Annotated in this window: 22 protein-coding genes; 10 read left to right on the top strand and 12 right to left on the bottom strand. The window is 67.7% G+C overall.

Features of this window, described 5'->3' with window-relative positions; translation table 11 throughout:
- The first annotated feature begins 15 nt into the window (after nt 1-15).
- Nucleotides 16-900 (top strand): KPN_02809 family neutral zinc metallopeptidase, encoded by an 885-nt coding sequence (gene ypfJ, locus AC1DBL_RS12125; protein ID WP_476892575.1) that lies wholly within the window; start codon nt 16-18, stop codon nt 898-900.
- 133 nt (nt 901-1,033) lie between these two features.
- Here ypfJ and AC1DBL_RS12120 read toward each other — a convergent pair whose 3' ends face one another.
- From AC1DBL_RS12120 to AC1DBL_RS12095, 6 genes are all read right to left on the bottom strand, one after another.
- On the bottom strand, nt 1,034-1,366 hold the full coding sequence (locus AC1DBL_RS12120; protein WP_138769377.1) for a metal-sulfur cluster assembly factor: 333 nt from the start codon (nt 1,364-1,366) through the stop codon (nt 1,034-1,036).
- 13 nt (nt 1,367-1,379) lie between these two features.
- On the bottom strand, nt 1,380-2,177 hold the full coding sequence (gene sufC / locus AC1DBL_RS12115) for a Fe-S cluster assembly ATPase SufC (protein WP_441418699.1): 798 nt from the start codon (nt 2,175-2,177) through the stop codon (nt 1,380-1,382).
- Between the two features lie 113 nt (nt 2,178-2,290).
- The gene (locus AC1DBL_RS12110) at nt 2,291-2,650 is read right to left on the bottom strand and encodes a non-heme iron oxygenase ferredoxin subunit (RefSeq protein ID WP_441418698.1); all 360 of its coding nucleotides are present in this window, start codon (nt 2,648-2,650) and stop codon (nt 2,291-2,293) included.
- Between the two features lie 31 nt (nt 2,651-2,681).
- Complete coding sequence (gene sufD, locus AC1DBL_RS12105) at nt 2,682-3,968, bottom strand: Fe-S cluster assembly protein SufD (RefSeq protein ID WP_476892578.1); 1,287 nt, start codon at nt 3,966-3,968, stop codon at nt 2,682-2,684.
- Nucleotides 3,968-5,431, bottom strand: a complete 1,464-nt coding sequence (sufB, locus tag AC1DBL_RS12100; protein ID WP_441418696.1) for a Fe-S cluster assembly protein SufB — start codon at nt 5,429-5,431, stop codon at nt 3,968-3,970. Before sufB ends, sufD begins: the two co-directional genes overlap by 1 nt.
- Nucleotides 5,431-6,273: a helix-turn-helix transcriptional regulator gene (locus AC1DBL_RS12095; protein WP_476892579.1), complete on the bottom strand. Its 843-nt coding sequence runs from the start codon at nt 6,271-6,273 to the stop codon at nt 5,431-5,433. The genes sufB and AC1DBL_RS12095 overlap by 1 nt, the downstream gene beginning before the upstream one ends.
- A gap of 114 nt (nt 6,274-6,387) precedes the next feature.
- On the opposite strand from AC1DBL_RS12095, the gene AC1DBL_RS12090 reads away from it, so the two are divergent.
- The 3 genes from AC1DBL_RS12090 to AC1DBL_RS12080 are packed head-to-tail and all read left to right on the top strand — an operon-like array spanning nt 6,388 to nt 9,081.
- Entirely contained in the window at nt 6,388-7,353 is a 966-nt protein-coding gene (locus AC1DBL_RS12090) for an ABC transporter ATP-binding protein (RefSeq protein ID WP_441418694.1), read from the top strand.
- Nucleotides 7,350-8,129: an ABC transporter permease gene (locus tag AC1DBL_RS12085; protein ID WP_476916709.1), complete on the top strand. Its 780-nt coding sequence runs from the start codon at nt 7,350-7,352 to the stop codon at nt 8,127-8,129. Before AC1DBL_RS12090 ends, AC1DBL_RS12085 begins: the two co-directional genes overlap by 4 nt.
- 7 nt (nt 8,130-8,136) lie before the next feature.
- Nucleotides 8,137-9,081: a COX15/CtaA family protein gene (locus tag AC1DBL_RS12080; protein ID WP_476926194.1), complete on the top strand. Its 945-nt coding sequence runs from the start codon at nt 8,137-8,139 to the stop codon at nt 9,079-9,081.
- A 117-nt stretch (nt 9,082-9,198) separates the two neighbouring features.
- Here the strand turns inward: AC1DBL_RS12080 and AC1DBL_RS12075 are convergent, their stop codons facing one another.
- The gene (locus AC1DBL_RS12075) at nt 9,199-10,161 is read right to left on the bottom strand and encodes a heme o synthase (RefSeq protein ID WP_476926193.1); all 963 of its coding nucleotides are present in this window, start codon (nt 10,159-10,161) and stop codon (nt 9,199-9,201) included.
- Between the two features lie 518 nt (nt 10,162-10,679).
- Between AC1DBL_RS12075 and tkt the strand changes: the two genes are divergently transcribed.
- The 6 genes from tkt to pgl all read left to right on the top strand — a co-directional run bounded on the left by tkt (nt 10,680) and on the right by pgl (nt 18,976).
- Nucleotides 10,680-12,797: a transketolase gene (gene tkt, locus AC1DBL_RS12070; RefSeq protein WP_476926231.1), complete on the top strand. Its 2,118-nt coding sequence runs from the start codon at nt 10,680-10,682 to the stop codon at nt 12,795-12,797.
- Nucleotides 12,798-12,865: 68 nt separating this feature from the next.
- Entirely contained in the window at nt 12,866-13,996 is a 1,131-nt protein-coding gene (gene tal, locus AC1DBL_RS12065; RefSeq protein ID WP_476926192.1) for a transaldolase, read from the top strand.
- A 6-nt stretch (nt 13,997-14,002) separates the two neighbouring features.
- Entirely contained in the window at nt 14,003-15,652 is a 1,650-nt protein-coding gene (locus AC1DBL_RS12060) for a glucose-6-phosphate isomerase (RefSeq protein WP_476926191.1), read from the top strand.
- A 15-nt stretch (nt 15,653-15,667) separates the two neighbouring features.
- Nucleotides 15,668-17,230: a glucose-6-phosphate dehydrogenase gene (zwf, locus tag AC1DBL_RS12055; RefSeq protein WP_441418689.1), complete on the top strand. Its 1,563-nt coding sequence runs from the start codon at nt 15,668-15,670 to the stop codon at nt 17,228-17,230.
- The gene (locus AC1DBL_RS12050) at nt 17,227-18,168 is read left to right on the top strand and encodes a glucose-6-phosphate dehydrogenase assembly protein OpcA (protein WP_441418688.1); all 942 of its coding nucleotides are present in this window, start codon (nt 17,227-17,229) and stop codon (nt 18,166-18,168) included. The genes zwf and AC1DBL_RS12050 overlap by 4 nt, the downstream gene beginning before the upstream one ends.
- On the top strand, nt 18,158-18,976 hold the full coding sequence (gene pgl, locus AC1DBL_RS12045) for a 6-phosphogluconolactonase (protein WP_476926190.1): 819 nt from the start codon (nt 18,158-18,160) through the stop codon (nt 18,974-18,976). Before AC1DBL_RS12050 ends, pgl begins: the two co-directional genes overlap by 11 nt.
- On the opposite strand, the gene AC1DBL_RS12040 is transcribed toward pgl, so the two are convergent.
- The 5 genes from AC1DBL_RS12040 to gap form a co-directional block, all read right to left on the bottom strand.
- On the bottom strand, nt 18,929-19,321 hold the full coding sequence (locus AC1DBL_RS12040; RefSeq protein ID WP_476892585.1) for an RNA polymerase-binding protein RbpA: 393 nt from the start codon (nt 19,319-19,321) through the stop codon (nt 18,929-18,931). The genes pgl and AC1DBL_RS12040 overlap by 48 nt on opposite strands.
- Nucleotides 19,322-19,435: 114 nt before the next feature.
- Nucleotides 19,436-19,693 carry a preprotein translocase subunit SecG gene (secG, locus tag AC1DBL_RS12035; RefSeq protein WP_175323316.1) on the bottom strand — a complete coding sequence of 86 codons (258 nt, stop codon included), beginning with the start codon at nt 19,691-19,693 and terminating at the stop codon, nt 19,436-19,438.
- A gap of 49 nt (nt 19,694-19,742) precedes the next feature.
- Nucleotides 19,743-20,558: a triose-phosphate isomerase gene (gene tpiA, locus AC1DBL_RS12030; RefSeq protein WP_476926189.1), complete on the bottom strand. Its 816-nt coding sequence runs from the start codon at nt 20,556-20,558 to the stop codon at nt 19,743-19,745.
- Nucleotides 20,559-20,640: 82 nt separating this feature from the next.
- Nucleotides 20,641-21,867: a phosphoglycerate kinase gene (locus AC1DBL_RS12025; protein WP_441418684.1), complete on the bottom strand. Its 1,227-nt coding sequence runs from the start codon at nt 21,865-21,867 to the stop codon at nt 20,641-20,643.
- A gap of 10 nt (nt 21,868-21,877) precedes the next feature.
- A complete protein-coding gene (gene gap / locus AC1DBL_RS12020; protein WP_441418683.1) occupies nt 21,878-22,888 on the bottom strand; it encodes a type I glyceraldehyde-3-phosphate dehydrogenase in 1,011 nt (336 codons plus the stop codon).
- Nucleotides 22,889-22,926 lie beyond the last annotated feature (38 nt).

Genomic DNA, 22,926 nt, shown 5'->3' with positions numbered 1-22,926 from the left:
GGATATTGTGACAGCATGAGTTTCAATGACAACGTGCAACTGGACCCGTCGCAGGTCCAGAGCCGCGGCGGCATGGGCCGCGGCACCAAAATCGGCGGCGGGATCGGCGGCGGCATCGTGCTGCTGTTGGCCGCGCTGTTCGGCATCAATCCGCAGCTCCTGGAGGGCCTGGCCGGCACTACCCAGGACCAGACACAGAGCCAAAGCACCGCGCCGGCCTGCAAGACCGGCGCCGACGCCGACGCCCGCCTGGAATGCCGGATCGTGGGCACGGTCAACAGCCTGAATGCCTTCTGGCCGGATTATCTGGCGCAGTACAACAAGAAGTACCCGCAGCCGGAGACGGTCCTGTTCCGCGGCGCCACCAACACCGGCTGCGGCAACGCCACCTCGGAGGTCGGCCCGTTCTACTGCCCCGCCGACCAGACGGCGTACTTCGATCCGGGCTTCTTCCAGGAACTCGTGGACCGCTTCGGATCCTCGGGCGGCCCGCTGGCGCAGGAGTACGTGGTGGCCCACGAGTTCGGCCACCATATCCAGAATGTCCTCGGCACCATCGACCGCGCCCAGCAGGATCCCCAGGGTCCGCAGTCCGGCGCGGTGCGGGTGGAGCTCCAGGCCGACTGCTATGCGGGCCTGTGGGTCCGCTACGCCACCACCACCAAGGACCCGAAGAGCGGTCAGCCGTTCCTGGAACCGCTCAAGACGCAGGACCTGCAGGACGCCCTGTCCGCAGCCTCCTCCGTGGGCGACGACCGGATCCAGAAGGCAGCCACCGGGCGGGTTTCGCCGGAGTCCTGGACCCACGGCTCCAGCGCGCAGCGGCAGAAATGGTTCTACCAGGGTTACAAGACCGGCGACATCAACCAGTGCGACACCTTTAAGGTCGCGACCCCTTAACCCGATCGACCGCTCCGAAACCACCGTTATGGGCCTCCAAAAGGGCCGTTGCGGAGCACTCGATGTCATCGCGGCAGAGAAAACGACGGCGGGCCCACCTCCAAGAGGTGGGCCCGCCGTCGTTGTGGGGATCCTAGATGTTGAAGCCCAGGGCCCGCATCTGGTCGCGGCCGTCTTCGGTGATCCGCTCCGGACCCCATGGCGGCATCCACACCCAGTTCAGCCGCCAGTCGTCGACAATGCCGTCCAGGGCCTTGCCTACCTGCTCCTCGATCACGTCGGTGAGGGGGCAGGCCGCCGTGGTGAGCGTCATGTCGATCAGCAGGGCGCCGTCGTCGTCTGAGTACTTCAGGCCGTAGAGCAGGCCCAGGTCAACGATGTTCACGCCCAGCTCCGGGTCGATCACATCCTTGAGTGCCTCTTCGACATCCTCGAGGCCCGTGCGGGCCATATTGATTTCGGTCATGGCGTAGTCCTAACTAGGCCTGTGCTGCGGCGTCGGCGGCAGCGATGGCGGCGGCTCCGGCGCCCGGGAGGTAGCGGTCGTAGCCTTCTTCTTCAAGGCGGTCGGCCAGCTCCGGGCCGCCCTCTTCGACAACCTTGCCGTCCACGAACACGTGCACGAATTCCGGCTTGATGTAGCGCAGGATCCGGGTGTAGTGGGTGATCAGCAGGGTGCCCATGTTGCCCTCGGCGTGGGCGCGGTTGACGCCCTCGGAGACGACCTTGAGCGCGTCGACATCCAGGCCGGAGTCGGTCTCGTCGAGGATGGCGAACTTCGGCTTGAAGAGCTCCAGCTGGAGGATCTCCACGCGCTTCTTCTCGCCGCCGGAGAAGCCCTCGTTGACGTTGCGCTGGGTGAAGTCGGCGTCGATGCGCAGCTGGGCCATGGCAGCCTTGACGTCCTTAGTCCAAGTGCGGAGCTTCGGGGCTTCGCCGTCAATGGCGGTCTTGGCGGTGCGCAGGAAGTTGGTCATGCTGACGCCGGGAACCTCGACCGGGTACTGCATGGCCAGGAACAGGCCGGCGCGGGCGCGCTCGTCAACGCTCATCGCGAGGACGTCTTCGCCGTCAAGCGTGATGGTGCCGCTCGTGACGTTGTAGCGCGGGTGCCCGGCGATGGTGGAGGCCAGGGTGGACTTGCCCGAGCCGTTGGGACCCATGATGGCGTGCGTCTGGCCGGTCTTGATGGTCAGGCTGACGCCCTTAAGGATTTCCTTGGTGCCCTGCTCGGTGTCAATGCTGACGTGCAGGTCCTTGATCTCAAGAGTAGACATGTGTCTTGTTCTCCTCTGCACCCCCGCCTCGGCGGCGGTGCGTTTTCTCGTCGATAAGTTTTTGTGGTGCTGGTTGCCGGCCCGGCCGGGACAAGCGTGGCTTGCCCCGGCGGTCAGCTGAAGTTCGGAGCTTCGGCGCCGTTCAGGATGGTGCTGACGTCCACGTAGACGTCGTCGCCCTGGATGGTCACGGCGAAGACAGGCACGGGATCGTAGGCGGGCAGCTGGAGCGGCTGGCCGCTGCGCAGGTCGAACTGTGAGCCGTGGCCCCAGCATTCGATCTTGCAGCCTTCCACTTCACCCTCGGAGAGCGAGATGTCTGCATGCGAGCAGGTATCGCCGATGGCGTGGATCTCCCCCATCGAGTCCTTGACGACCGCTACCGGGTAGTCATCGATCAGGATCCGCAGCGCCTGCTTGACCTGGATCTCGCTGGCGTTGCAGACCAGCTCGCCCTTTGGCTGTTCCGTCATGTTCGTTGTCCGTCTTCCCTAGTGCCGTGCACTAGTTTTCCGTGGCGGCGAGCTCGCGCTCGACGGCGGCCGTGAGGCGCTCTTCGATGGCGGGAACCTTGATCTGCTGGATGATCTCGTTCAGGAAGCCGCGGACCACCAGTCGGCGGGCCACCTTTTCCGGAATGCCGCGGGCCATCAGGTAGAACAGGTGCTCGTCGTCGAAGCGGCCGGTGGCGCTGGCATGGCCGGCGCCGGCGATCAGGCCGGTTTCAATCTCAAGGTTCGGCACGGAATCCGCGCGGGCACCGTCGGTGAGGACCAGGTTGCGGTTGGCCTCGTAGGTGTCGGTGCCTTCTGCTTCCTTGCGGATCAGGACGTCGCCCACCCAGACGGTGTGCGCGTTCCGGCCCTGCAGGGCGCCCTTGTAGAGCACGTTGGACTTGCAGTTGGCGACGGCGTGGTCCACGAAGAGGCGCTGCTCGAGGTGCTGGCCGGCGTCCGCGAAGTAGAGGCCGAACATTTCCGCTTCGGCGCCGGGGGCGGTGAAGCGGGTCGACGGCGTGACACGGACCAGGTCGCCGCCGAGGCTGACGACGATGTGCTTGAACTTGGCGTCGCGGCCGAGCTTCGCCTGCTGGGAGGAGGCGTGCACGGCGTCGTCGTTCCATTCCTGGAGGGAGATGACGGTGAGCTGCGCGCCGTCCTCGACCAGGATCTCGACGTTTTCCGCGACGACGGCGGTGCCCTGGTGGTCCAGCACAACAACGGCCTTGGAGAACTTCTCCGCGATGATCACAACGTGCTGCGCGGAGGCCCCGGTGCCCTGGCCGGTCAGGACTACGCTGACCTCGCCCTCGGCCTGGACCTCGGCGGGAACCGTGATGACGGTGGCCTCGGTGAAGTTCTCCCAGGCGTTCGCGGAGACCCGGTCCTCGGGGATGGCGGCGGAGCCGATGCGGGCATCGTCCCGGCCGACGGTCTCGATCCGGACGCTGTCCGGGCCGGTGACGGCCACGGACGGTGCCGCGCCGCTGAGGACGTCGGTGTGCAGGCCGCGGAGGCGCTTGAGCGGGGTGAACCGCCAGTCTTCCTCCATGCCGGTCAGCGGCTTGAAGTCCGCCAGCTTGTACGAGGTCAGGCGGCCGGCGCGTGAGCTGTCCGGGACGCCGACGCCGCCGCCGTGCGAGTGGCGCTTGACGGCTTCGCCGGCCAGCGGCGACTTGGACTCCGCGGCGTTCAGCGGTGAAAGGCTCTCGCCTTCCTCGGTGAAACCGTTGATGAACGGCTGGGCTGAGGGCGCGCCGATGCGGGCCTTTTCAGTAGTGATGTCAGTCATTAACCGACCGATCCTTCCATCTGCAGTTCAATCAGGCGGTTCAGCTCGAGGGCGTATTCCATCGGCAGTTCGCGGGCAATCGGCTCGATGAAGCCGCGGACGATCATCGCCATGGCCTCGTCTTCGCGCATGCCGCGGGACATCAGGTAGAACAGCTGTTCTTCGCTGACCCGCGAGACCGTGGCCTCGTGGCCCATGGTGACGTCGTCCTCGCGGATGTCGATGTACGGGTACGTGTCCGAGCGGCTGATCGTGTCCACCAGCAGCGCGTCACAGCGGACCGTGTTGGCCGAGTGCTTGGCGCCTTCGCGGACCTGGACCAGGCCGCGGTAGGCAGCCCGGCCGCCGCCGCGGGCCACGGACTTGGAGATGATCGAGCTCTTGGTGTTGGGCGCGATGTGGACCATCTTGGAGCCGGTGTCCTGGTGCTGGCCTTCGCCGGCGAACGCGATCGAGAGAGTCTCGCCCTTGGCGCCTTCGCCCACGAGGTAGACGGCCGGGTACTTCATGGTGACCTTGGAGCCGATGTTGCCATCGATCCACTCCATGGTGGCGCCCTCTTCGCAGATGGCGCGCTTGGTGACCAGGTTGTACACGTTGTTGGACCAGTTCTGGATGGTCGTGTAGCGGACGCGGGCGCCCTTCTTCACGATGATCTCCACGACGGCGGAGTGCAGCGAGTCCGAGGTGTAGATCGGCGCGGTGCAGCCCTCGATGTAGTGGACGTAGGAGTCCTCGTCCGCGATGATCAGGGTGCGCTCGAACTGGCCCATGTTTTCCGTGTTGATGCGGAAGTAGGCCTGCAGCGGGATGTCCACGTGGACGCCCTTGGGCACGTAGACGAAGGAGCCGCCGGACCAGACCGCCGTGTTCAGCGAGGCGAACTTGTTATCGCCCACCGGGATGATGGTGCCGAAGTACTCCTGGAAGATTTCCGGGTGCTCGCGCAGCGCGGTGTCCGTGTCCAGGAAGATGACGCCCTGGGCTTCCAGGTCCTCGCGGATCTGGTGGTAGACCACCTCGGACTCGTACTGGGCGGCGACGCCGGAGACGAGGCGGCTGCGCTCGGCTTCCGGGATGCCCAGCTTCTCGTAGGTGTTCCGGATGTCCTCGGGCAGGTCCTCCCAGGTGGCGGCCTGCTTCTCCGTGGAGCGCACGAAGTACTTGATGTTGTCGAAGTCGATGCCGGACAGGTCCGCACCCCAGGTGGGCATGGGCTTGCGGTCGAAGTACTTCAGGCCTTTCAGGCGCAGGTCCAGCATCCATTCCGGCTCGTTCTTCTTGCCGGAGATGTCACGTACGACGTCCTCATCGATACCACGGCGTGCGTTGGCGCCGACGTCGTTCTTGTCGGCCCAGCCGTATTCGTAGGTTCCGATTCCGTGGAGCTCGGGATTCTTTTCCAGAATCTCCGAGATCACAGTGGATTCAGCAACCTTCTTCTCTGATAGTTGGTCCGTCATCACGGCCTTTCTTGCAGATGGTTGGATACTTCGTCCGGGTTGCCCGGGCCCGCGGGGCTGGGAGCCCCGACGGCGGCCGGACGGCCCGTAGGTATGTGGGTGGTGCAGACATGGCCGCCGCGCGCCAGGGTGGAGAGCCTGCGCACATCGACGCCGACCAGCCGGGAGAACAGTTCGGTCTCCACGTCGCAGAACACCGGGAACTGCGCGGCGAGCTGCTGGATGGGGCAGTGGCCCTGGCAGAGCTGGACGCTGGAAAGGGCGGCCGGCAGCGGCGCCTTGGCCTCGATTGACTGCGCCGAGGCGACAAAACCGTCGCGGCTCAGCGCCTCGGACAAGGCCTGCGCGCGGGCCGTGATATCGGTTCCGGCCCGCTCGATTTCCGGCGCGTAGCGGCGTTCCATTTCGGCGAAACGCTCGACGGCGAACTCCCGTACCGCGTCCTCGCCGGCCATTTCGCCGAGCCGCCGCAGCGCGGAGCTGGCGATGTCGAGGTAGTCGTTGCCGAGCGTGGACTGGCCCTGCGAGCTGAGCACGTAGCGGCGCGCCGGGCGCCCCGCGCCGGCGCCTGCACGGGCCGCGCGCTTGACTTCGATCACGCCGTGACGTGAGAGGTGGTCCAGGTGACGTCGAACCGCCGCCGGAGTGAAACCGAGCAGCTCGCCGAGCTCCGCGGCGCTGATCGGACCGTGTTCGAGCACAGCCGCCAAGACTCGGTCCCGGGTGCGTTCCTCCGCGTCGGCAGCCATCGCCGCAGGCATTGCTGCGGGAACAGCCTCGCCTTCGGCAGGCTCGGCCGACTCCGCGCGCACGGCAGGCGCGGCAGAAGTAGTTGGGCTCATGGAATACACAACACAATCATGTCGTAATTTACTCCCCCGATCCAGTAAGGCATGGCTTTCCTGGCGCTGGCTCCGGATCGGGGCCGCGCCTACTACATCGCGTAGAATGCTTTGGTGCGATCTCCCGAATCCCCCGCCCTGACAATCAGCGGGCTCATCAAGGATGTTGGTCCGCTGCCCAGCCTTGACGGCAAAATGCTGCGGGTGGTCAGTGGCGTCTCCCTCGTTGCCGAGCGCGGCCAGGTGACCGCCCTGCTTGGGGCCAACGGGGCTGGTAAGACCACCACCATCGAATGCGCCCAGGGCCTGCAGAAACGGTCCGGCGGCAGCATCAGCCTGCTCGGCCAGGATCCGGACACGGCCGGGGCGGAGCTGCGCGCCCGCGTCGGCGTCATGCTCCAGGACGGCGGCCTGCCGCCGTCGGCCCGCCCGATCCCGCTGCTCAGGCACATCGCCGGGATGTACCAGGACCCGTGGCCGGTGGACGAACTCGTGGCGCGCCTGGGCATCGACGCTTTCAGCCGGACCTCCGTTCGGCGACTCTCCGGCGGCCAAAAACAGCGCCTCGCCCTGGCCGCAGCCCTGGTGGGCCGCCCCGAAGTGCTTTTCCTCGATGAGCCCAGCGCCGGCCTGGACCCGCAGTCCCGCCAGTTGGTCTTTGAGCTAATCGCCGAACTGCGGGACCGCGGCATGGCCATCATCCTCACGACCCACCTCATGGACGACGCCCAGCGCCTGGCCGACTACGTCTACATCATCGACGCCGGCCGGAACGTCGCCGAAGGCACCGTAGCGCAGTTGCTGCGGCACGAACTGGCGGCCGCCGGCGAACAGCACATCCGGACGCTGCATTTCGAAGCGGAGCCCGGACTGGACCTGGCCGGCGTCCTGCCCGCCGACGTCGACATCCGCGAGACGCGTGCCGGAAGCTACAGCGCCACCGGTGCGCTCACGCCCGCCGACCTCGCCGCCGTCACGGCCTGGTGGGCGGACCGCGGCATCATGCCGGCCTCCATGAGCCTGGCCGCCCGCAGCCTCGAGGACGTCTTCCTCGACATCTCCGGAAGGGAGATCCGATGAGCTCCGCCCCCGCCACCGCCGGCACCCCGCTGGGCAGCGCCCCCGCTCCCCTGCTGCGCCGGATCCTGCTGCAGGGCAAGTATGAGACCGTCACCATGATCCGTAACGGCGAACAGCTGATCCTCGCGATCATCCTGCCGTTGCTGGCCCTCGTGGGCCTGACGGTTACTCCCCTGCTGGACGGCCTTGGTTCCAGCAGGATCAATATCGCCGTGCCGGGCATCCTCGCCCTCTGCGCCATGTCCACGGCGTTCACCGGCCAAGGCATCGCCACGGGATTCGACCGCCGTTACGGGGTGCTGCGTTTCCTCTCCACCACACCGCTGGGCCGTGCGGGCCTGATCCTGGGCAAGGTGCTCGCGGTGCTGGCGGTGCTGCTGCTCCAGGTGCTGGTGGTCGCAGCGGTCGCCCTGCCCCTGGGCTGGCGGCCGTCGGCGCCGGGGCTGCTCCCGGGCTTGCTGCTGCTGGTCCTCGGCGCCGCTGCCTTCACCGCCCTGGGCCTGCTGGTGGCCGGCACGGTCCGGCCGGAGGCCACGCTGGCGATCACCAACCTGCTGTGGATCCTGCTGGGCGCCCTCGGCGGCATCGTCATCCCGGCCGAGCGCCTCCCCGCTCTCGCCCAGGCGATTGTGCACTTCCTTCCCTCCGGCGCGCTGGGCCAGGCGCTGCGGGATGCTTTCCTGCACGGCAGCGTCAATCTCGCCGCCGTCTTTGTCCTGCTGCTCTGGACGGCCATTGCCGGCGCCGCAGCAACCCGTTGGTTCAAGTGGAATTGAGAAAACTGTGAGTACGGCATCCCGCCCTTCCCGGATCGTGTCCCGGATTTCCTCCCGGCTGCCCGTCACCGTCGACAGGACCGTCCGCCGGCTGGCCGTGCTGTCCCTGATCGGCCAGACCGTGCTGGTGGTGACCGGCGGCGCCGTCCGCCTCACCGCTTCCGGCCTGGGCTGCCCCACCTGGCCGCGCTGTACCGACAGTTCGCTCGTGAACACCCCGGAGATGGGCATCCACGGCATCATCGAGTTCGGCAACCGGCTCCTGACGTTCGCGCTGGCCGCCGTCGCAGTCGCGATGCTGGTGTACCTGTGGAACCTGCGCAAGGAACGCCGGGACCTTTTCCTGCTGGCCCTCGGCCTGCTGGCCAGCATCCCGGCCCAGGCTGTCATCGGCGGCATCACCGTCCTCACCCAGCTGAATCCGTGGGTGGTGGGCCTGCACTTCCTGGTCTCGATGGCACTCGTGGTTCTCGCGACCCTGCTGGTCAACCGGGCCTACAGCAGGACCGGCAAGTTCCGCACCAGCCAGCTCCCCGCGCTGCCGGGCGCCGCACGCCCCGTGCTGACCGCCGTCGCGCTGATCTCTGCCGTCGCCGTGTGCCTCGGCGTCGTGGTGACCGGTGCGGGCCCGCACGCCGGCGACGCGAACGCGCCGCGCAACAACCTGGACTGGGACCTGTTCTCGCACATCCATGCGGTCCCTGCCTACCTCGTCACCGCGGGGGCCCTGTTCGGCGTCGTCCTGGTGTTCCGCGGCCGCATCACCGGCCCGTTCCGCACGGCGGTGTTCCTGCTCCTGGGCGTCACCGTGCTGCAGGCGGTCATTGGCTTCACGCAGTACTACAACGGCATCCCGGCCCTGCTCGTTGCCGCCCACATGCTCGGCGCGGCCCTGCTGATGAGCGCGTCCACCAACGCCGCCGACATCGCGCGCAGCAGCCCGCTGAAGTAGCACCCACTCCGGCAGCAGCCGCCTAAACCACAAACGCGCCGGTCACCCGCCGCCCATCCGGAAGACCGGAGCGGGCGGCAGGTGACCGGCGCGTTGTTTGTTGCGGGAGACTTCTGCTTAGCCGCCGACGATGGCGGACCCGATGAACGGGTCGACAGCCAGGGCGATGAAAAGCAGGGTGAGGTAGCTGATCGAGCCGTGGAAGACCTTCATGGCGCCCTTGTTGGAGACGTCGCCGCCCTGTGCCCGGTTGTAGAGGGCGTGCGACTCGTACAGGAACCAGGCCCCCGCGGCGACGGCGGTGACGGTGTAGACCCAGCCGGCCCCGCCGACCGGGATCAGCAGCAGCGAGCAGGCCACCATGGCCCACGCGTAGAGCACCACCTGCACGGAGACGACCTTGGCGCCGGCGATCGCGCCAAGCATAGGCACGTTGGCGTTGCGGTAGTCCTCGCCGTAGCGCATGGACAGCGGCCAGTAGTGCGGCGGCGTCCAGAGGAAGATCACCATAAAGAGCACGACGGCGGGCCATTCCACCGTGTTGGTCACGGCGGCCCAAGCGATCAGCACCGGGAAGCAGCCCGCGGCGCCGCCCCAGACGATGTTCTGCGCGGTGCGGCGCTTCAGGATCATGGTGTAGATCACGACGTAGAACACGATGGCGCCGAGGCCCAGCCACGCCGAGAGCGGGTTGGCACCGAACCAGAGGATGGCGATGGCGGCGGCGCCGAGGAGCCAGGAAAACACCAGCGCTTCCCGCGGCGTGACCTCGCCCGTAACCAGCGGCCGGTTCTCCGTCCGGTGCATCAGCTTGTCGATGTCCCGGTCGATGTAGCAGTTGAAGGAGCCCGCGCTGCCGGCAGCAAAGGCGCCGCCCACGAGGGTCGCCAGGATCAGGCCCAGGGACGGGAAGCCGCGCTCGGCGAAGATCATGGTGGGCAGGGTGCTGACCAGCAGGAGTTCGATCACCCGGGGTTTCGTGAGCGCCAGGTAGGCCTTGGCTTTGCGGCCGAAGCCGATTCGACCCGGGGCCGGGGAGGCGTTAAGCGGCGTATCTGTTGTGCTCACGGTGGCAGTCACTCTGTTCTGTCTGGCTGTTCAGTCCGGCTGGTCGCCGCAGTACGTCCTAGATCCGGCGCACTGCGTTCGGAGGGGGTCCACGCGCAGCGCACAGGCATGTCCTCGCCCCCGTTGGTAGCCACGCACCATCATACCGTGGCGGCACCCGCGTCCGGGTCCTCCGGAAACCCGCTGGAATTCCGCCAAGTTAACGCAGCCTCACCGCCGCGGCGGCACACGGTGATTCATATAAGCCGAAAACCGGTCCAATTCGTGAGATGTACGCTACCCGGCAGGTGGAATGGGGCTAAGCTGTCTGACAGATCAGCACGCACGGGCGGCTGCCCCCAACGGCGCTCCCTGCCTCTGCGCATGCGACTAAATGATAGATCAACGTTTCGATGGTGAACGGCTGGTACGAACCGCAGCGGGCACCGAACTGTGCCCCCGGCGGAATGCCCTCAGCGGGAAAGCTCCCAGAGGGAAAACCCGTACCACCGGCCGTCAGCACAGAGAGGGGCCCGGTTTACGTGCCACATTTGGAAGAGCAAGAACTGTCATGGACTCATCTGGACCAGCGTGCCGTGGACACCGTCCGGGTACTCGCGGCGGATGCGGTGGAGAAGGTCGGCAACGGCCACCCCGGCACGGCCATGAGCCTGGCCCCGGCCGCCTACCTGCTCTTCCAGAAATTGATGCGCCACGATCCGGCGAACCCGGACTGGCTGGGACGTGACCGGTTTGTCCTGTCCCCCGGCCACACGTCCCTGACGCTTTACATCCAGCTCTTCCTCTCCGGCTACGGCCTGGAGCTGAAGGACCTCGAGGCGCTGCGGACCTGGGGGTCGCTGACCCCGGGACACCCGGAGTACAAGCACACCGCCGGCGTGGAAATCACCACCGGCCCGCTCGGCCAGGGCCTGGCATCCGCCGTCGGCTTCGCCTACTCCCAGCGCCGGATGCGCGGGCTGTTCGACGCCGACGCCGCCGAGGGCACCAGCCCGTTCGACCACACCATCTGGGTGATCGCTTCCGACGGCGACCTGCAGGAAGGCGTCACGTCCGAGGCCTCCTCGCTCGCCGGCCACCAGGAATTGGGCAATCTCGTGGTGATCTACGACGAGAACCACATCAGCATCGAGGACGACACCGACGTCGCGTTCACCGAGGACGTCCTGGCCCGGTACGAGGCCTACGGCTGGCACACCCAGCGGGTCGACTGGACCCGGACCGGAGAGTACAAGGAGGACGTGCCCGAGCTGCACGCCGCGCTGCTCGCCGCGAAGGCCGAGACGGGCAAACCCTCCATCATCTCGCTGCGCACCATCATCGGGTGGCCGGCGCCGAAGAAGCAGAACACCGGCAAGATCCACGGCTCGGCCCTCGGCGCCGAGGAAGTCGCGGGCCTTAAGAAGGTCCTCGGCTTCGACCCGGAGCGCAGCTTCCAGGTCGACGACGAGGTCCTGGCCCACACCCGCGAGGCGCAGTCCCGCGGGGCCGCGGCAAGGACCGAGTGGCTGGCGTCCTTCGAGGCCTGGCAGTCGGCCAACCCCGAGGCGGCCGTCCTGCTGGAGCGCGTTGATGCCCGGAAGCTTCCGGCCGAACTCGATGCCGCCCTGCCGGTCTTCGAAGCCGGCAAGGACGTCTCCACCCGCGCCGCGTCCGGCAAGGTCTTGAACGCGATCGGCCCGGTCATGCCCGAGCTGTGGGGCGGCTCCGCCGACCTCGCCGAATCCAACAACACCACGATCGAGGGCTCCCCCTCGTTCATCCCCGCCTCCCGGCAGACCGAGGCATGGAAGGGCAACCCCTACGGCCGGGTGCTGCACTTCGGCATCCGCGAACACGCCGCCGCGTCGATCGTGAACGGGATCAGCCTGCACGGGGCGACCCGGGCGTTCTCCGGCACGTTCCTGATCTTCTCGGACTACCAGCGCCCGGCGATCCGGCTCGGCGCCCTGATGGGCGTCCCGTCCCTGTATGTCTGGACGCACGACTCGATCGGCCTCGGCGAGGACGGCCCGACCCACCAGCCGGTGGAGCAGCTCGCCTCGCTCCGGGCGATCCCGGGCCTGGACGTCGTGCGCCCCGGCGACGCGAACGAGGTCGCGGCGGCCTGGAAGGTCATGCTCGAGAACCATGAGAACCCGGCCGGCATTGTGCTGACCCGGCAGAACATCCCCACCTATGCCCGCGGGACTTCCGATGCCGAGGCAGACACCTTCGCCTCGACGGCCGGTGTCGCCAAGGGCGGCTACGTGCTGGCCGAAGCGTCCGCCAACGGCCAGAGCACCGAGGCGCAGGTCATCCTGATCGGCACCGGCTCCGAGGTCCAGCTCGCCGTGGCCGCCCGCGAGGCGCTGCAGGCCGAAGGCATCCCCACCCGGGTCGTCTCCATGCCGTGCGTGGAATGGTTCAACAAGCAGGACGCCGCCTACCGCGAGGCAGTGCTCCCCGCCAACGTCAAGGCACGCGTCTCCGTCGAAGCCGGGCTCGCCCTGGGCTGGAAGGAGTTCGTCGGCGACGCCGGCCGCTCCATCAGCCTCGAGCACTTCGGCGCGTCGGCCGACTACAAGCGCCTGTTCCAGGAATTCGGTATCACCGCCGAGGCCGTGACCGCCGCCGCCAAGGAATCCCTCGCCGGCCTCACGGCCTGATCCCAACTTCACGCTTTCCGGGCCGCCGCCCCACCAACGGCGGCGGCCCCAGACTTCAGGAGTTACACATGAACACCACCCCCACCGCTACCCCCACGCAGCAGCTCTCCGACGCCGGCGTCTCCATCTGGCTCGATGACCTCTCCCGCGGCCGCCTCGCCACCGGCACGCTGCGCAAGCTGATCGAAGAGAAGAACGTCGTCGGTGTCACCACGAACCCGAGCATCTTCCACGCTGCCATCACCGCGGGCACCGACTACGACGCCAAAATCAAGGAAATGGCAGCCGCCGGCGCCAGCGTCGAGGAGACCGTCTTCGCGATCACCACCACCGACGTCGCCGACGCCTGCGATCTGTTCGCCCCCGTGGCCGCCGCGACGAACGGCGTCGACGGCCGCGTCTCGATCGAGGTGGACCCGCGCCTCGCCTGGGACACCGCCGGCACCATCACCGAGGCCAAGGAACTCTACGGCCAGGTCAACAAGGACAACGTCCTGATCAAGATCCCCGCCACGATTGAAGGCCTCGAGGCCATCACCGCCACCCTGGCAAGCGGCATCAGCGTCAACGTGACCCTGATCTTCTCGCTCGAGCGCTACCGCGCCGTGATCAACGCGTTCCAGAGTGGGCTCGAACAGGCCAAGGAGAACGGCCACGACCTGTCCAAGATCCACTCCGTGGCGTCGTTCTTCGTCTCCCGCGTGGACTCCGAAATCGACAAGCGCCTCGACGCGATCGGCACGGACGAAGCCAAAGCCCTCAAGGGCAAGGCCGGCCTGGCCAACGCCCGCCTGGCCTACCAGGTCTACGAGGAGCTCTTCTCCACCGAGCGCTGGGCCCTGCTCGCCGAAGCCGGCGCCCGTCCGCAGCGCCCGCTGTGGGCCTCCACCGGCGTCAAGGATCCGGCCTACCCGGACACCCTGTACGTGACCGAGCTCGTCGCCCCCGGCGTTGTTAACACCATGCCGGAAAAGACCCTCGACGCCACCTACGACCACGGCGCCATCACCGGCGACACGGTCACCCGCGGCTACGACGACGCGAACGCGACTCTCAACGCGCTCGACGCACTGGGCATTTCCTACAACGAAGTCGTCGCCGTGCTCGAGTCCGAAGGCCTCGACAAGTTTGTGGCAAGCTGGAAGGAACTGCTGGCCGACGTCGAGGTCGCCCTCGCCGCTGCACGGAAGGACGCATAGTCCCCCATGACCACTCTCAGCTACGACGCCACGGGCGCCGCCCGCCAGGCGCATGAACAGCACCTGCCCGCCCTGCTGGAGGACCGGGTCGCCACCCGGATCTTCGCCAAGGACGCCACCCTGTGGGGTCCCGACGCCGAAGCCGAGGCCGCGGTCCGGCTCGGCTGGGTGGAGGCCGCCACCGTCTCCCAGCCGCTCGTGGCGGACATCCTGGCCCTCCGCGACGCGCTCCGCGCCGAAGGCGTGACCCGGATTGTCCTGTGCGGCATGGGCGGTTCCTCGCTGGCCCCCGAGGTCATCGCCGGAACCGCCGGCGTCGAGCTGACGGTGCTGGACAGCACCGATCCCGAGCAGGTTGGCGCCGCCCTGGCAGACCGGCTCGAGCAGACCGCCATCGTGGTCTCCTCGAAGTCCGGCTCCACGCTGGAGACCGACTCGCAGCGCCGCGTCTTCGAGCACGCCTTCACCGAGGCCGGGCTCGACGCGAAGAGCCGGATCGTCATCGTCACGGACCCGGGATCGCCGCTGGACAAGGCCTCACGCGAAGCCGGCTACCGCGCCGTCTTCAACGCCGACCCCAACGTCGGCGGCCGGTACTCGGCACTGACTGCCTTCGGGCTGGTGCCGTGCGGACTGGCCGGCGTGGACATCCAGGCCTTCCTGGACGAAGCCGAAGAGACCGCCGAGATCCTCAATGACGACAGCGAGGAGAACATCGGCCTCGCCCTCGGCGCCGCGCTGGGCGGCACTAACCCGCTGCGCGACAAGATCGTGATCGCCGAGGACGGCTCCGGGATCGTAGGGTTCGCCGACTGGGCCGAACAGCTCATCGCCGAGTCCACCGGCAAGCTCGGCACCGGCGTGTTGCCGGTCGTCGCCGGTCCGGACGCGCCGGAGGTCACGGGCGGCGCCGCGGACGTGCTGGTGATCCGGCTGGTGGCAGCCGACGCCGACGTCGAACTGGGCGACAACGAGTCGGCCATCGCCGGCGGCCTCGCCGCGCAGATGATGACGTGGGAGTTCGCCACCGCCGTCGCGGGACGGCTGCTGGGCATCAACCCCTTCGACCAGCCCGACGTCGAGGCCGCCAAGGTCGCAGCACGCGGCCTGCTGGATGCGCAGCCCGAACCGACGCCGGCCAACTTCACCGACGGCGCGATCGAGGTCCGCGGCGGCACCTGGCTGGGCGACGCCGGCACCGCGGCCGAAGCGGTCAGCGCGTTGTTGGGCCAGCTCGGTGCGGACGGCTACCTCAGCGTCCAGGCCTACTTCGACCGGCTCAACTACGCACCACTCGAAGGCATCCGGGACGAACTGGCCGCCCTCAGCGGCCGCCCCGTCACCTTCGGCTGGGGACCGAGGTTCCTGCACTCCACCGGGCAGTTCCACAAGGGCGGCCCGGCGATCGGCGTGTTCCTGCAGGTCACCGCGGCCTCCGCGACGGACCTGGCCATCCCGGAACGCCCGTTCAGCTTTGGAGAGCTGATCTCCGCCCAGGCCGCCGGCGATGCGCAGGTCCTCAGCGAACACGGCCGGCCCGTGCTCCGGCTCCACCTCACGGACCGTGCCTCCGGCGTCCGCCAGTTGCAGCAGCTTGTCTCCTCGCTGGCCGGCACTTCATTTGCTGGCCGCCCAGCGTCCTCCACCGAAAGCTAAGGCACCACAGCAACCATGCCACTCTCGCAAAACGGCAGCCCTAAGTCCGCGGGCCGGGGGCGCAATCCGCTCCGGGACCCGCGGGACCGCCGGCTGAACCGCATCGCCGGCCCCTCCTCCCTGGTTCTCTTCGGCGTTACCGGTGACCTCGCCCGCAAGAAACTCATGCCGGCCGTCTACGACCTCGCCAACCGCGGGCTCCTGCCCCCGAGCTTCGCCCTCGTCGGGTTTGCCCGGCGGCAGTGGGAGAACGAGGACTTCGCCGCCGAGGTGAAGGAATCGGTCAAAAACTACGCCCGCACACCCTTCGACGAAACGGTGTGGAAGCAGCTCTCCGAGGGCATCCGCTTCGTGCAGGGCGAGTTCGACGATGACGACGCCTTCGAGCGGCTTAGCGAAACCATCGACGAACTCGACGAGCAGCGTGGCACCCGCGGCAACCACGCCTTCTACCTCTCCATCCCGCCGAAGGCCTTCGAACTGGTTTGCCGGCAGCTCTCCAAGCACGGCCTCGCCCAGGCCGAGGGCGACAAGTGGCGCCGCGTCGTGATCGAGAAGCCGTTCGGGCACGACCTCGAGTCGGCCCGGCAGCTCAACGACATCGTGGAATCGGTGTTCCCGCCCGATGCGGTCTTCCGGATCGACCACTACCTCGGCAAAGAGACGGTCCAGAACATCCTGGCCCTGCGCTTCGCCAACCAGCTGTTCGAACCGTTGTGGAACGCCAACTACGTGGACCACGTCCAGATCACCATGGCGGAGGACATCGGCACGGGCGGCCGCGCCGGGTACTACGACGGCGTGGGCGCTGCCCGCGACGTCATCCAGAACCACCTGCTGCAGCTGCTTGCCCTGACCGCCATGGAGGAACCGATCTCCTTCAACGCGGACGACCTCCGCGCCGAGAAGGAAAAGGTCCTGGCCGCGGTCCGGCTGCCGGAGGACCTCTCCACGCACTCGGCGCGCGGACAGTTCGCCGGCGGCTGGCAGGGCGGTGAGCAGGTCCAGGGCTACCTGGAGGAGGAAGGCATCCCCGCCGACTCCACGACCGAGACGTTCGCCGCGATCCGGGTGGACATCAACACCCGGCGCTGGAGCGGCGTGCCGTTCTACCTGCGGGCCGGCAAGCGGCTGGGGCGGCGAGTGACGGAGATCGCCGTCGTGTTCAAGCGCGCGCCCAACCTGCTCTTCCGTGACCACGGCGAGGACGACTTCGGCCAGAACGCCGTCGTCATCCGGGTGCAGCCCGATGAGGGCGCCACCATCCGCTTTGGCTCCAAGGTCCCCGGCACCCAGATGGAAGTCCGCGATGTCACGATGGACTTCGGGTACGGCCATTCCTTCACCGAGTCCAGTCCCGAGGCCTACGAACGGCTCATCCTGGACGTGCTCCTTGGCGAGCCGCCGCTGTTCCCGCGGCACCAGGAGGTGGAGCTGTCCTGGAAGATCCTGGACCCGTTCGAGGACTACTGGGCCAGCCTGAACGAACAGCCGGAGCCCTACGCCCCCGGAAGCTGGGGTCCCGCCTCCGCCGATGAACTGCTCGCCCGCGACGGACGGACCTGGAGAAGGCCATGATCGTAGATCTTCCCGACACAACAACCTCCAAGATCTCCAAGAAGATCATGGCGCTGCGCGAACAGGGCGGCGTGATCGCCCTGGGCCGCGTGCTGACCCTCGTGGTGGTGACCAAGTCCGGCCTCGAAGAGGAAGCCATCGAGGCCGCCAACGAAGCCAGCCGGGAACACCCCTGCCGGATCATCGTCCTCGCCGACGCCGGCGCCTCGGCGCCCACCCGGCTGGACGCGCAGATCCGGGTGGGCGGCGACGCCGGCGCCTCCGAGGTCATCCTGCTCCGCGGCTACGGCGAACTCGCGGAGGAAAGCGAATCCCTCGTGGCCGCGCTGCTCCTTCCGGATGCCCCGATCGTGGCCTGGTGGCCGCACGGTGCGCCCCGGAATGCCTGCGAGACGTCGATCGGCCGGATCGCGCACCGCCGCATCACCGACTCCGCAAACGAGCCGGACCCGCTGGCGGCGCTGGACAATCTCCGCAGCACCTACAAGGCCGGCGACACCGACCTGGCCTGGACCCGCCTGACCAACTGGCGGATCCAGCTGGCGGCAGTCCTGGACCAAGTGGACTCCTCGCCGGTCACCGCCGTCGCTGTCGAAGGCGCCTCGGACTCCCCCAGCACCCTGCTGCTCGCGGCATGGCTCACGCTGGCGCTGGACGCCCCGGTGACCATCGTCGCCGATCCGGCCGGCACCGGGATCCGGCGCGTGCGGCTGACCCGCACCGGCGGCGACGTGCAGCTGTTCCGGCCCGGACTCACCGTGGCGGAATTGACCCAGCCGGGCCAGCCTGCCCAGCGCATCTCCTTGCCGCGCCGCAGCCTCAAGGACTGCCTGGCTGAGGAGCTCCGGCGCCTGGACCCGGACGAAGTCTTCGGTGAAGTGATTACTATTGGACTGCCACGTACCAACCTAAGGAGTGTCCGTCCCAGTGAGCGCTGACCCCAGAGTAAGCATCCATCCTGACTCGACCGTCCTGATGGCGGCGATCGCGGCACGCCTGATCACCAAGCTTGTGGACATCCAGGACAAGCACGGCGAGGCAACGGTGGTGCTTACCGGCGGCACGATGGGGATCGGCTCGCTCAAGGCGGTCGCCGAGTCGCCGGCCGCACCGGCGGTGGACTGGTCCAAGGTCAACTTCTGGTGGGGCGACGAACGCTTCGTCGGCTCGGACGACGCCGACCGCAACGCCCGCCAGGCGCACGAGGCACTGCTCTCGCACATCAACGTGGACCCCTCGCGCGTCCACGTCCCGGGCTCGACGGACGACTTCGGAACCCCTGAAGAAGCAGCGGCGGACTACGCGCGGCGGCTTGCCGAGGCGGCTGCGGCCGAGCACGCCGCCGATATGTCCGATGACCGTCCGGAGGAGCCCGGCGCCTTGCCGCGGCTGGACATCGTGCTGCTGGGCGTCGGCCCGGACGCGCACGTGGCGTCCTTGTTCCCGGAGCAGGCCGGCATCCGGGAGAAGGAGTTGACCGTCGTTGGGGTCCGCAACTCCCCCAAGCCGCCGCCGGCCCGGCTCTCCCTCACGCTGCCGACGATCAACACCGCGAACGAGGTGTGGATGGTGGTGGCCGGCGATGACAAGGCCGGCGCCGTGGGCTTGGCCCTGGCCGGAGCCAACCCGGTGCAGGTGCCGGCGGCAGGGCCCCGTGGCCGGTTCCAGACGCTGTGGCTGATCGACGAGAACGCAGCCTCACGCGTCCCCGAGCAGCTCGTCCGGAAGGGCGCGTCGGGCGCGTAGCCGTTCAAGCGCTCCAGCCAGCACGTCTTCGGCGTCCTGGCTGGAGCGCCTTTCTTTAACGTACTCGAGGTGGCTCTTGAAACCCTCGGCGGGTTCGTCCTCCAGCGCGAAGCGGGACTCGTCCCGGGTGGCTGCTCCGCCGCAGCGGCGGCAGTCCCACACCCCGGGGATTTGCTCCTCAGGGAGCTTGGCGAACACGAGGGCTGTCTCATGGCCTTTCGCGCACCGGTAGGTGACGCAGATCCGGGGTTGCGCCGCGCCCCCGTCGAGGGGCTCATGGCGGGCCGGGGCTCCGGCGATGGCACCTACGCGGATGCCCCTGAATCCGGAAGCAGAATGCAGCATCGGGAACTCCTGGCTACTCGGCTGGTGGATTGGCTTGCCAGCGACAGTGTAGTTCGGAGTTCCCGATGCGGGGAGGGCCGCAAGGCCCATATGAAGTTTTAGAAAACGGGGGTACTAGGAGTCGGCGCCGGTGCTGAAGCGCATCAGCAGGCCGAGGGCGATGATGACGACGCCCCAGGTGACTCCGAGGATGACCGTGAAGCGGTTGAGGTTCCGCTCGGCTACGCCCGAGGAGCTGAGCCCGGAACTCATGCCGCCGCCGAACATGTCGGACAGACCGCCGCCGCGCCCCTTGTGAAGCAGGATGAGCAAGGTCAGCAGGAGGCTGGTGATGCCCAGCAGCACCTGGAGAATGACATGAAGAACGTCCACGACGGCCTTTCAGAAGATGGGGATTGCGGGGGCCAAAGCTGTGTCCGGACTAATCCGTCAGCAGGTGACTCTCGAACCTGACAATATTAGCAAACTCGGCGGCATCCAGGCTGGCACCGCCGACCAGCAATCCGTCCACGTCGCGTTCCTTGAGGATCGAGGCGGCGTTGTTCGCCTTCACCGAGCCGCCGTAGAGCAGGCGCGTCTTGGCGGCGACCGAGGCGTCGAAGAGCGTGGCGAGTTCGGCGCGGATCGCGGCGCACATCTCCTGGGCATCCTCCGGCCCGGCGACTTCGCCGGTGCCGATGGCCCAGACGGGCTCGTACGCGACCACCAGTTCGGCGGCCTGCTCCGCGGTAAGGCCTTCGACGCCGGCCCGCAGCTGGGCAAGCGTGTGGTCCACGTGCGTGCCGGCCTGGCGGACTTCGAGCCCCTCGCCGACGCACAGCACGGGGGTCATGCCGTGGCGGAAGGCCGCCTTGGTCTTGGCGTTGAGGACCTCGTCGGACTCGTTGTGAATGGTGCGGCGTTCGCTGTGGCCCACCAGGACGTAGCGGCAGCCGAGCTTCGCGAGGAACTGTCCGGAAATGTCCCCGGTGTAGGCGCCGGAGTCGAACTGCGAGAGGTCCTGGCCGCCGTAGACGACGTCCAGCTCGTCGCCCTGGACGAGGGTCTGCACGCCGCGGAGATCGGTGAACGGCGGGAACACGGCGACCTCCACCCGGCTGTAGTCGTGTTTGGCGTCGGACAGGGTCCAGGCCAGCTTCTGCAGGAGGGTGATGCCCTGGACGTGGTCCATGTTCATCTTCCAGTTGCCCGCGATGAAGGGCTTGCGGTCGAACTTGCCGTGGGTTGACGTTGTCACGTGATCTCCAAAAGATTCGTAGCAGTGAAAGAGCCGGCAGGGTGCCCGCCTTGCGGGCCGGGCACCCTGCCGGCTGGAGGTTCTAGCGGTCCAGCACGCTCAGGCCGGGAAGTTCCTTGCCTTCAAGGTATTCCAGGCTCGCGCCGCCGCCGGTCGAGATGTGCCCGAACTGGTCATCGGCGAAGCCCAGGGTCCGCACCGCGGCGGCGGAGTCCCCGCCGCCCACGACTGTAAATGCCGCGGTTTCCGTGAGGGCCTTGGCAACGGCCCGCGTGCCGCCGGCGAAGGCCGGGAACTCGAAGACGCCCATGGGCCCGTTCCAGAACACCGTCTTGGCTCCGTTGATCCGCTCTGCGAAGGCGGCTGCCGAATCCGGGCCGATGTCCAGGCCGATGCCGGAGGCACCAAAGCTGCTGGACTCGATGGCGTCGGCTGACACCGTTTCGTGGTCGGCGTCGGCGGCGAACTTGCTGGCCACCACGACGTCGGTGGGGACAACGAACTCGGTGCCGGCGTCGGCGGCGCGCTTGAGGTAATCCTGGACGACCGGGATCTGGTCCTCTTCGAGCAGGCTGCCGGCGACCTTGTGGCCGGCGGCGGCAAGGAAGGTGAACAGCATGCCGCCGCCCACCAGGATGGTGTCCGCCTTGCCGATCAGGTTGGCAATCACGGCGAGCTTGTCCGAGACCTTCGAACCGCCCAGCACGACGACGTAGGGCCGCTGGGTGTCGGTGGTCAGCTTGCGCAGCACCTCCACCTCGGTGCGGACCAGGTCGCCCTGGTAGGACGGCAGCCGGGTGGCGACGTCGTACACGCTGGCGTGCTTGCGGTGCACGGCACCGAAGGCATCGTCAACGAAGGCGCCGTTGTCACCGGTGAGGGCGACCAGCTCGTCCGCGAAGGCGCCGCGTTCGGCGTCGTCCTTGGACGTCTCGCGGGCGTCGAAGCGGACGTTTTCGAGCACGAGGGCTTCGCCGTCCTGCAGTGCGGCGGCGGCCGCCTTGGCGGATTCACCGACCGTGTCGTCAGCGAGCGAGACCTTGAAGGACGCCAGCTCTGCCAGGCGCGCCACGGCGGGCTTGAGCGAGTACTTCTCCTCCGGGGCGCCCTTGGGGCGGCCGAGGTGTGCCGTGACCAGCACGCGGGCACCGGCGTCCGTTAGCTTCGACAGCACTGGCAGGGAGGCCTTGATCCGGCCGTCGTCAGTGACTGCAGAGCCGTCGAGCGGCACGTTCAGGTCACTTCTGACCAGAACGTACCGCCCGCGGACACCATCAGCGATCAGTTCGTCGAGGGTGTGGAATGTCATGGGTCTTACCCTAGCCCAGCTTCGACGCGACGAGCTCCGTAAGGTCGACGAGGCGGTTGGAGTAGCCCCACTCGTTGTCATACCAGGAAACAACCTTGACCTGGTTGCCGATCACCTTGGTCAGGCCGGAGTCGAAGATGGACGACGCCGGGTCCCCGACGATGTCCGAGGAGACGATCGGCTCATCGGTGTAGGTCAGCAGGCCCTTGAGCTCTTCGGTCTCGGACGCGGCCTTGAGTGCGGCGTTGACTTCCTCGACGGTGGTCTCGCGGGAGACGGTCACGGTGAGGTCGGTGGCGGAGCCGGTGGGGACCGGGACGCGGATGGCGTAGCCGTCCAGCTTGCCCTTGAGCTCCGGCAGCACCAGGCCGATCGCCTTGGCTGCGCCGGTGGAGGTGGGAACCATGTTGATGGCGGCGGCGCGGGCGCGGCGGAGGTCCTTGTGCGGGCCGTCCTGCAGGTTCTGGTCAGCGGTGTAGGCGTGGATGGTGGTCATCAGGCCGCGCTCGATGCCGAAGGAGTCGTTGATGACCTTGGCCAGCGGGCCGAGGCAGTTGGTGGTGCAGGAGGCGTTGGAGATGATGTTGTGCGCGGCGGGGTCGTAGAGGCCGTCGTTCACGCCCATCACGATCGTGATGTCCTCGTCCGAGGCGGGGGCGGAGATCAGGACCTTCTTGGCGCCGGCGTCGATGTGCTTCTGCGCATCGGCGGCCTTGGTGAAGAAGCCGGTGGACTCGATCACGATGTCCACGCCCAGCTCGCCCCAGGGGAGCTTGGCCGGGTCACGCTCGGCAAGGACCTTCACGGTCTTGCCGTCGACGACGATGTTGCCGTCCTTGACCTCGATGGTTTCGGCCAGGCGGCCGCCGACGGAGTCGTACTTGAAGAGGTGTGCGAGGGCTTCCGGGCTGGTGAGGTCGTTGACTGCAACGATCTCGAGGTCTGCTCCCTGGGCCAGGGCGGCGCGGAAGTAGTTGCGGCCGATGCGGCCGAAGCCGTTGATACCAATACGTGTCGTCACGTTTTCAGTCTCCTTGGTGCTCTATCAAGCACGATTAG

The sequence above is a fragment of the Arthrobacter sp. 10T44 genome, assembly GCF_056393885.1.
This window is presented reverse-complemented; position numbering and strand designations above follow the sequence as displayed.

Bases quoted from the DNA above. Each gene is read 5' to 3' on its own strand.
- ypfJ (WP_476892575.1), top strand. From the start codon at position 16: ATGAGTTTCAATGACAACGTGCAACTGGACCCGTCGCAGGTCCAGAGC.
- AC1DBL_RS12120 (WP_138769377.1), bottom strand. From the start codon at position 1,366: ATGACCGAAATCAATATGGCCCGCACGGGCCTCGAGGATGTCGAAGAG.
- sufC (WP_441418699.1), bottom strand. From the start codon at position 2,177: ATGTCTACTCTTGAGATCAAGGACCTGCACGTCAGCATTGACACCGAG.
- AC1DBL_RS12110 (WP_441418698.1), bottom strand. From the start codon at position 2,650: ATGACGGAACAGCCAAAGGGCGAGCTGGTCTGCAACGCCAGCGAGATC.
- sufD (WP_476892578.1), bottom strand. From the start codon at position 3,968: ATGACTGACATCACTACTGAAAAGGCCCGCATCGGCGCGCCCTCAGCC.
- sufB (WP_441418696.1), bottom strand. From the start codon at position 5,431: ATGACGGACCAACTATCAGAGAAGAAGGTTGCTGAATCCACTGTGATC.
- AC1DBL_RS12095 (WP_476892579.1), bottom strand. From the start codon at position 6,273: ATGAGCCCAACTACTTCTGCCGCGCCTGCCGTGCGCGCGGAGTCGGCC.
- AC1DBL_RS12085 (WP_476916709.1), top strand. From the start codon at position 7,350: ATGAGCTCCGCCCCCGCCACCGCCGGCACCCCGCTGGGCAGCGCCCCC.
- tal (WP_476926192.1), top strand. From the start codon at position 12,866: ATGAACACCACCCCCACCGCTACCCCCACGCAGCAGCTCTCCGACGCC.
- AC1DBL_RS12060 (WP_476926191.1), top strand. From the start codon at position 14,003: ATGACCACTCTCAGCTACGACGCCACGGGCGCCGCCCGCCAGGCGCAT.
- zwf (WP_441418689.1), top strand. From the start codon at position 15,668: ATGCCACTCTCGCAAAACGGCAGCCCTAAGTCCGCGGGCCGGGGGCGC.
- AC1DBL_RS12050 (WP_441418688.1), top strand. From the start codon at position 17,227: ATGATCGTAGATCTTCCCGACACAACAACCTCCAAGATCTCCAAGAAG.
- AC1DBL_RS12040 (WP_476892585.1), bottom strand. From the start codon at position 19,321: ATGCTGCATTCTGCTTCCGGATTCAGGGGCATCCGCGTAGGTGCCATC.
- AC1DBL_RS12025 (WP_441418684.1), bottom strand. From the start codon at position 21,867: ATGACATTCCACACCCTCGACGAACTGATCGCTGATGGTGTCCGCGGG.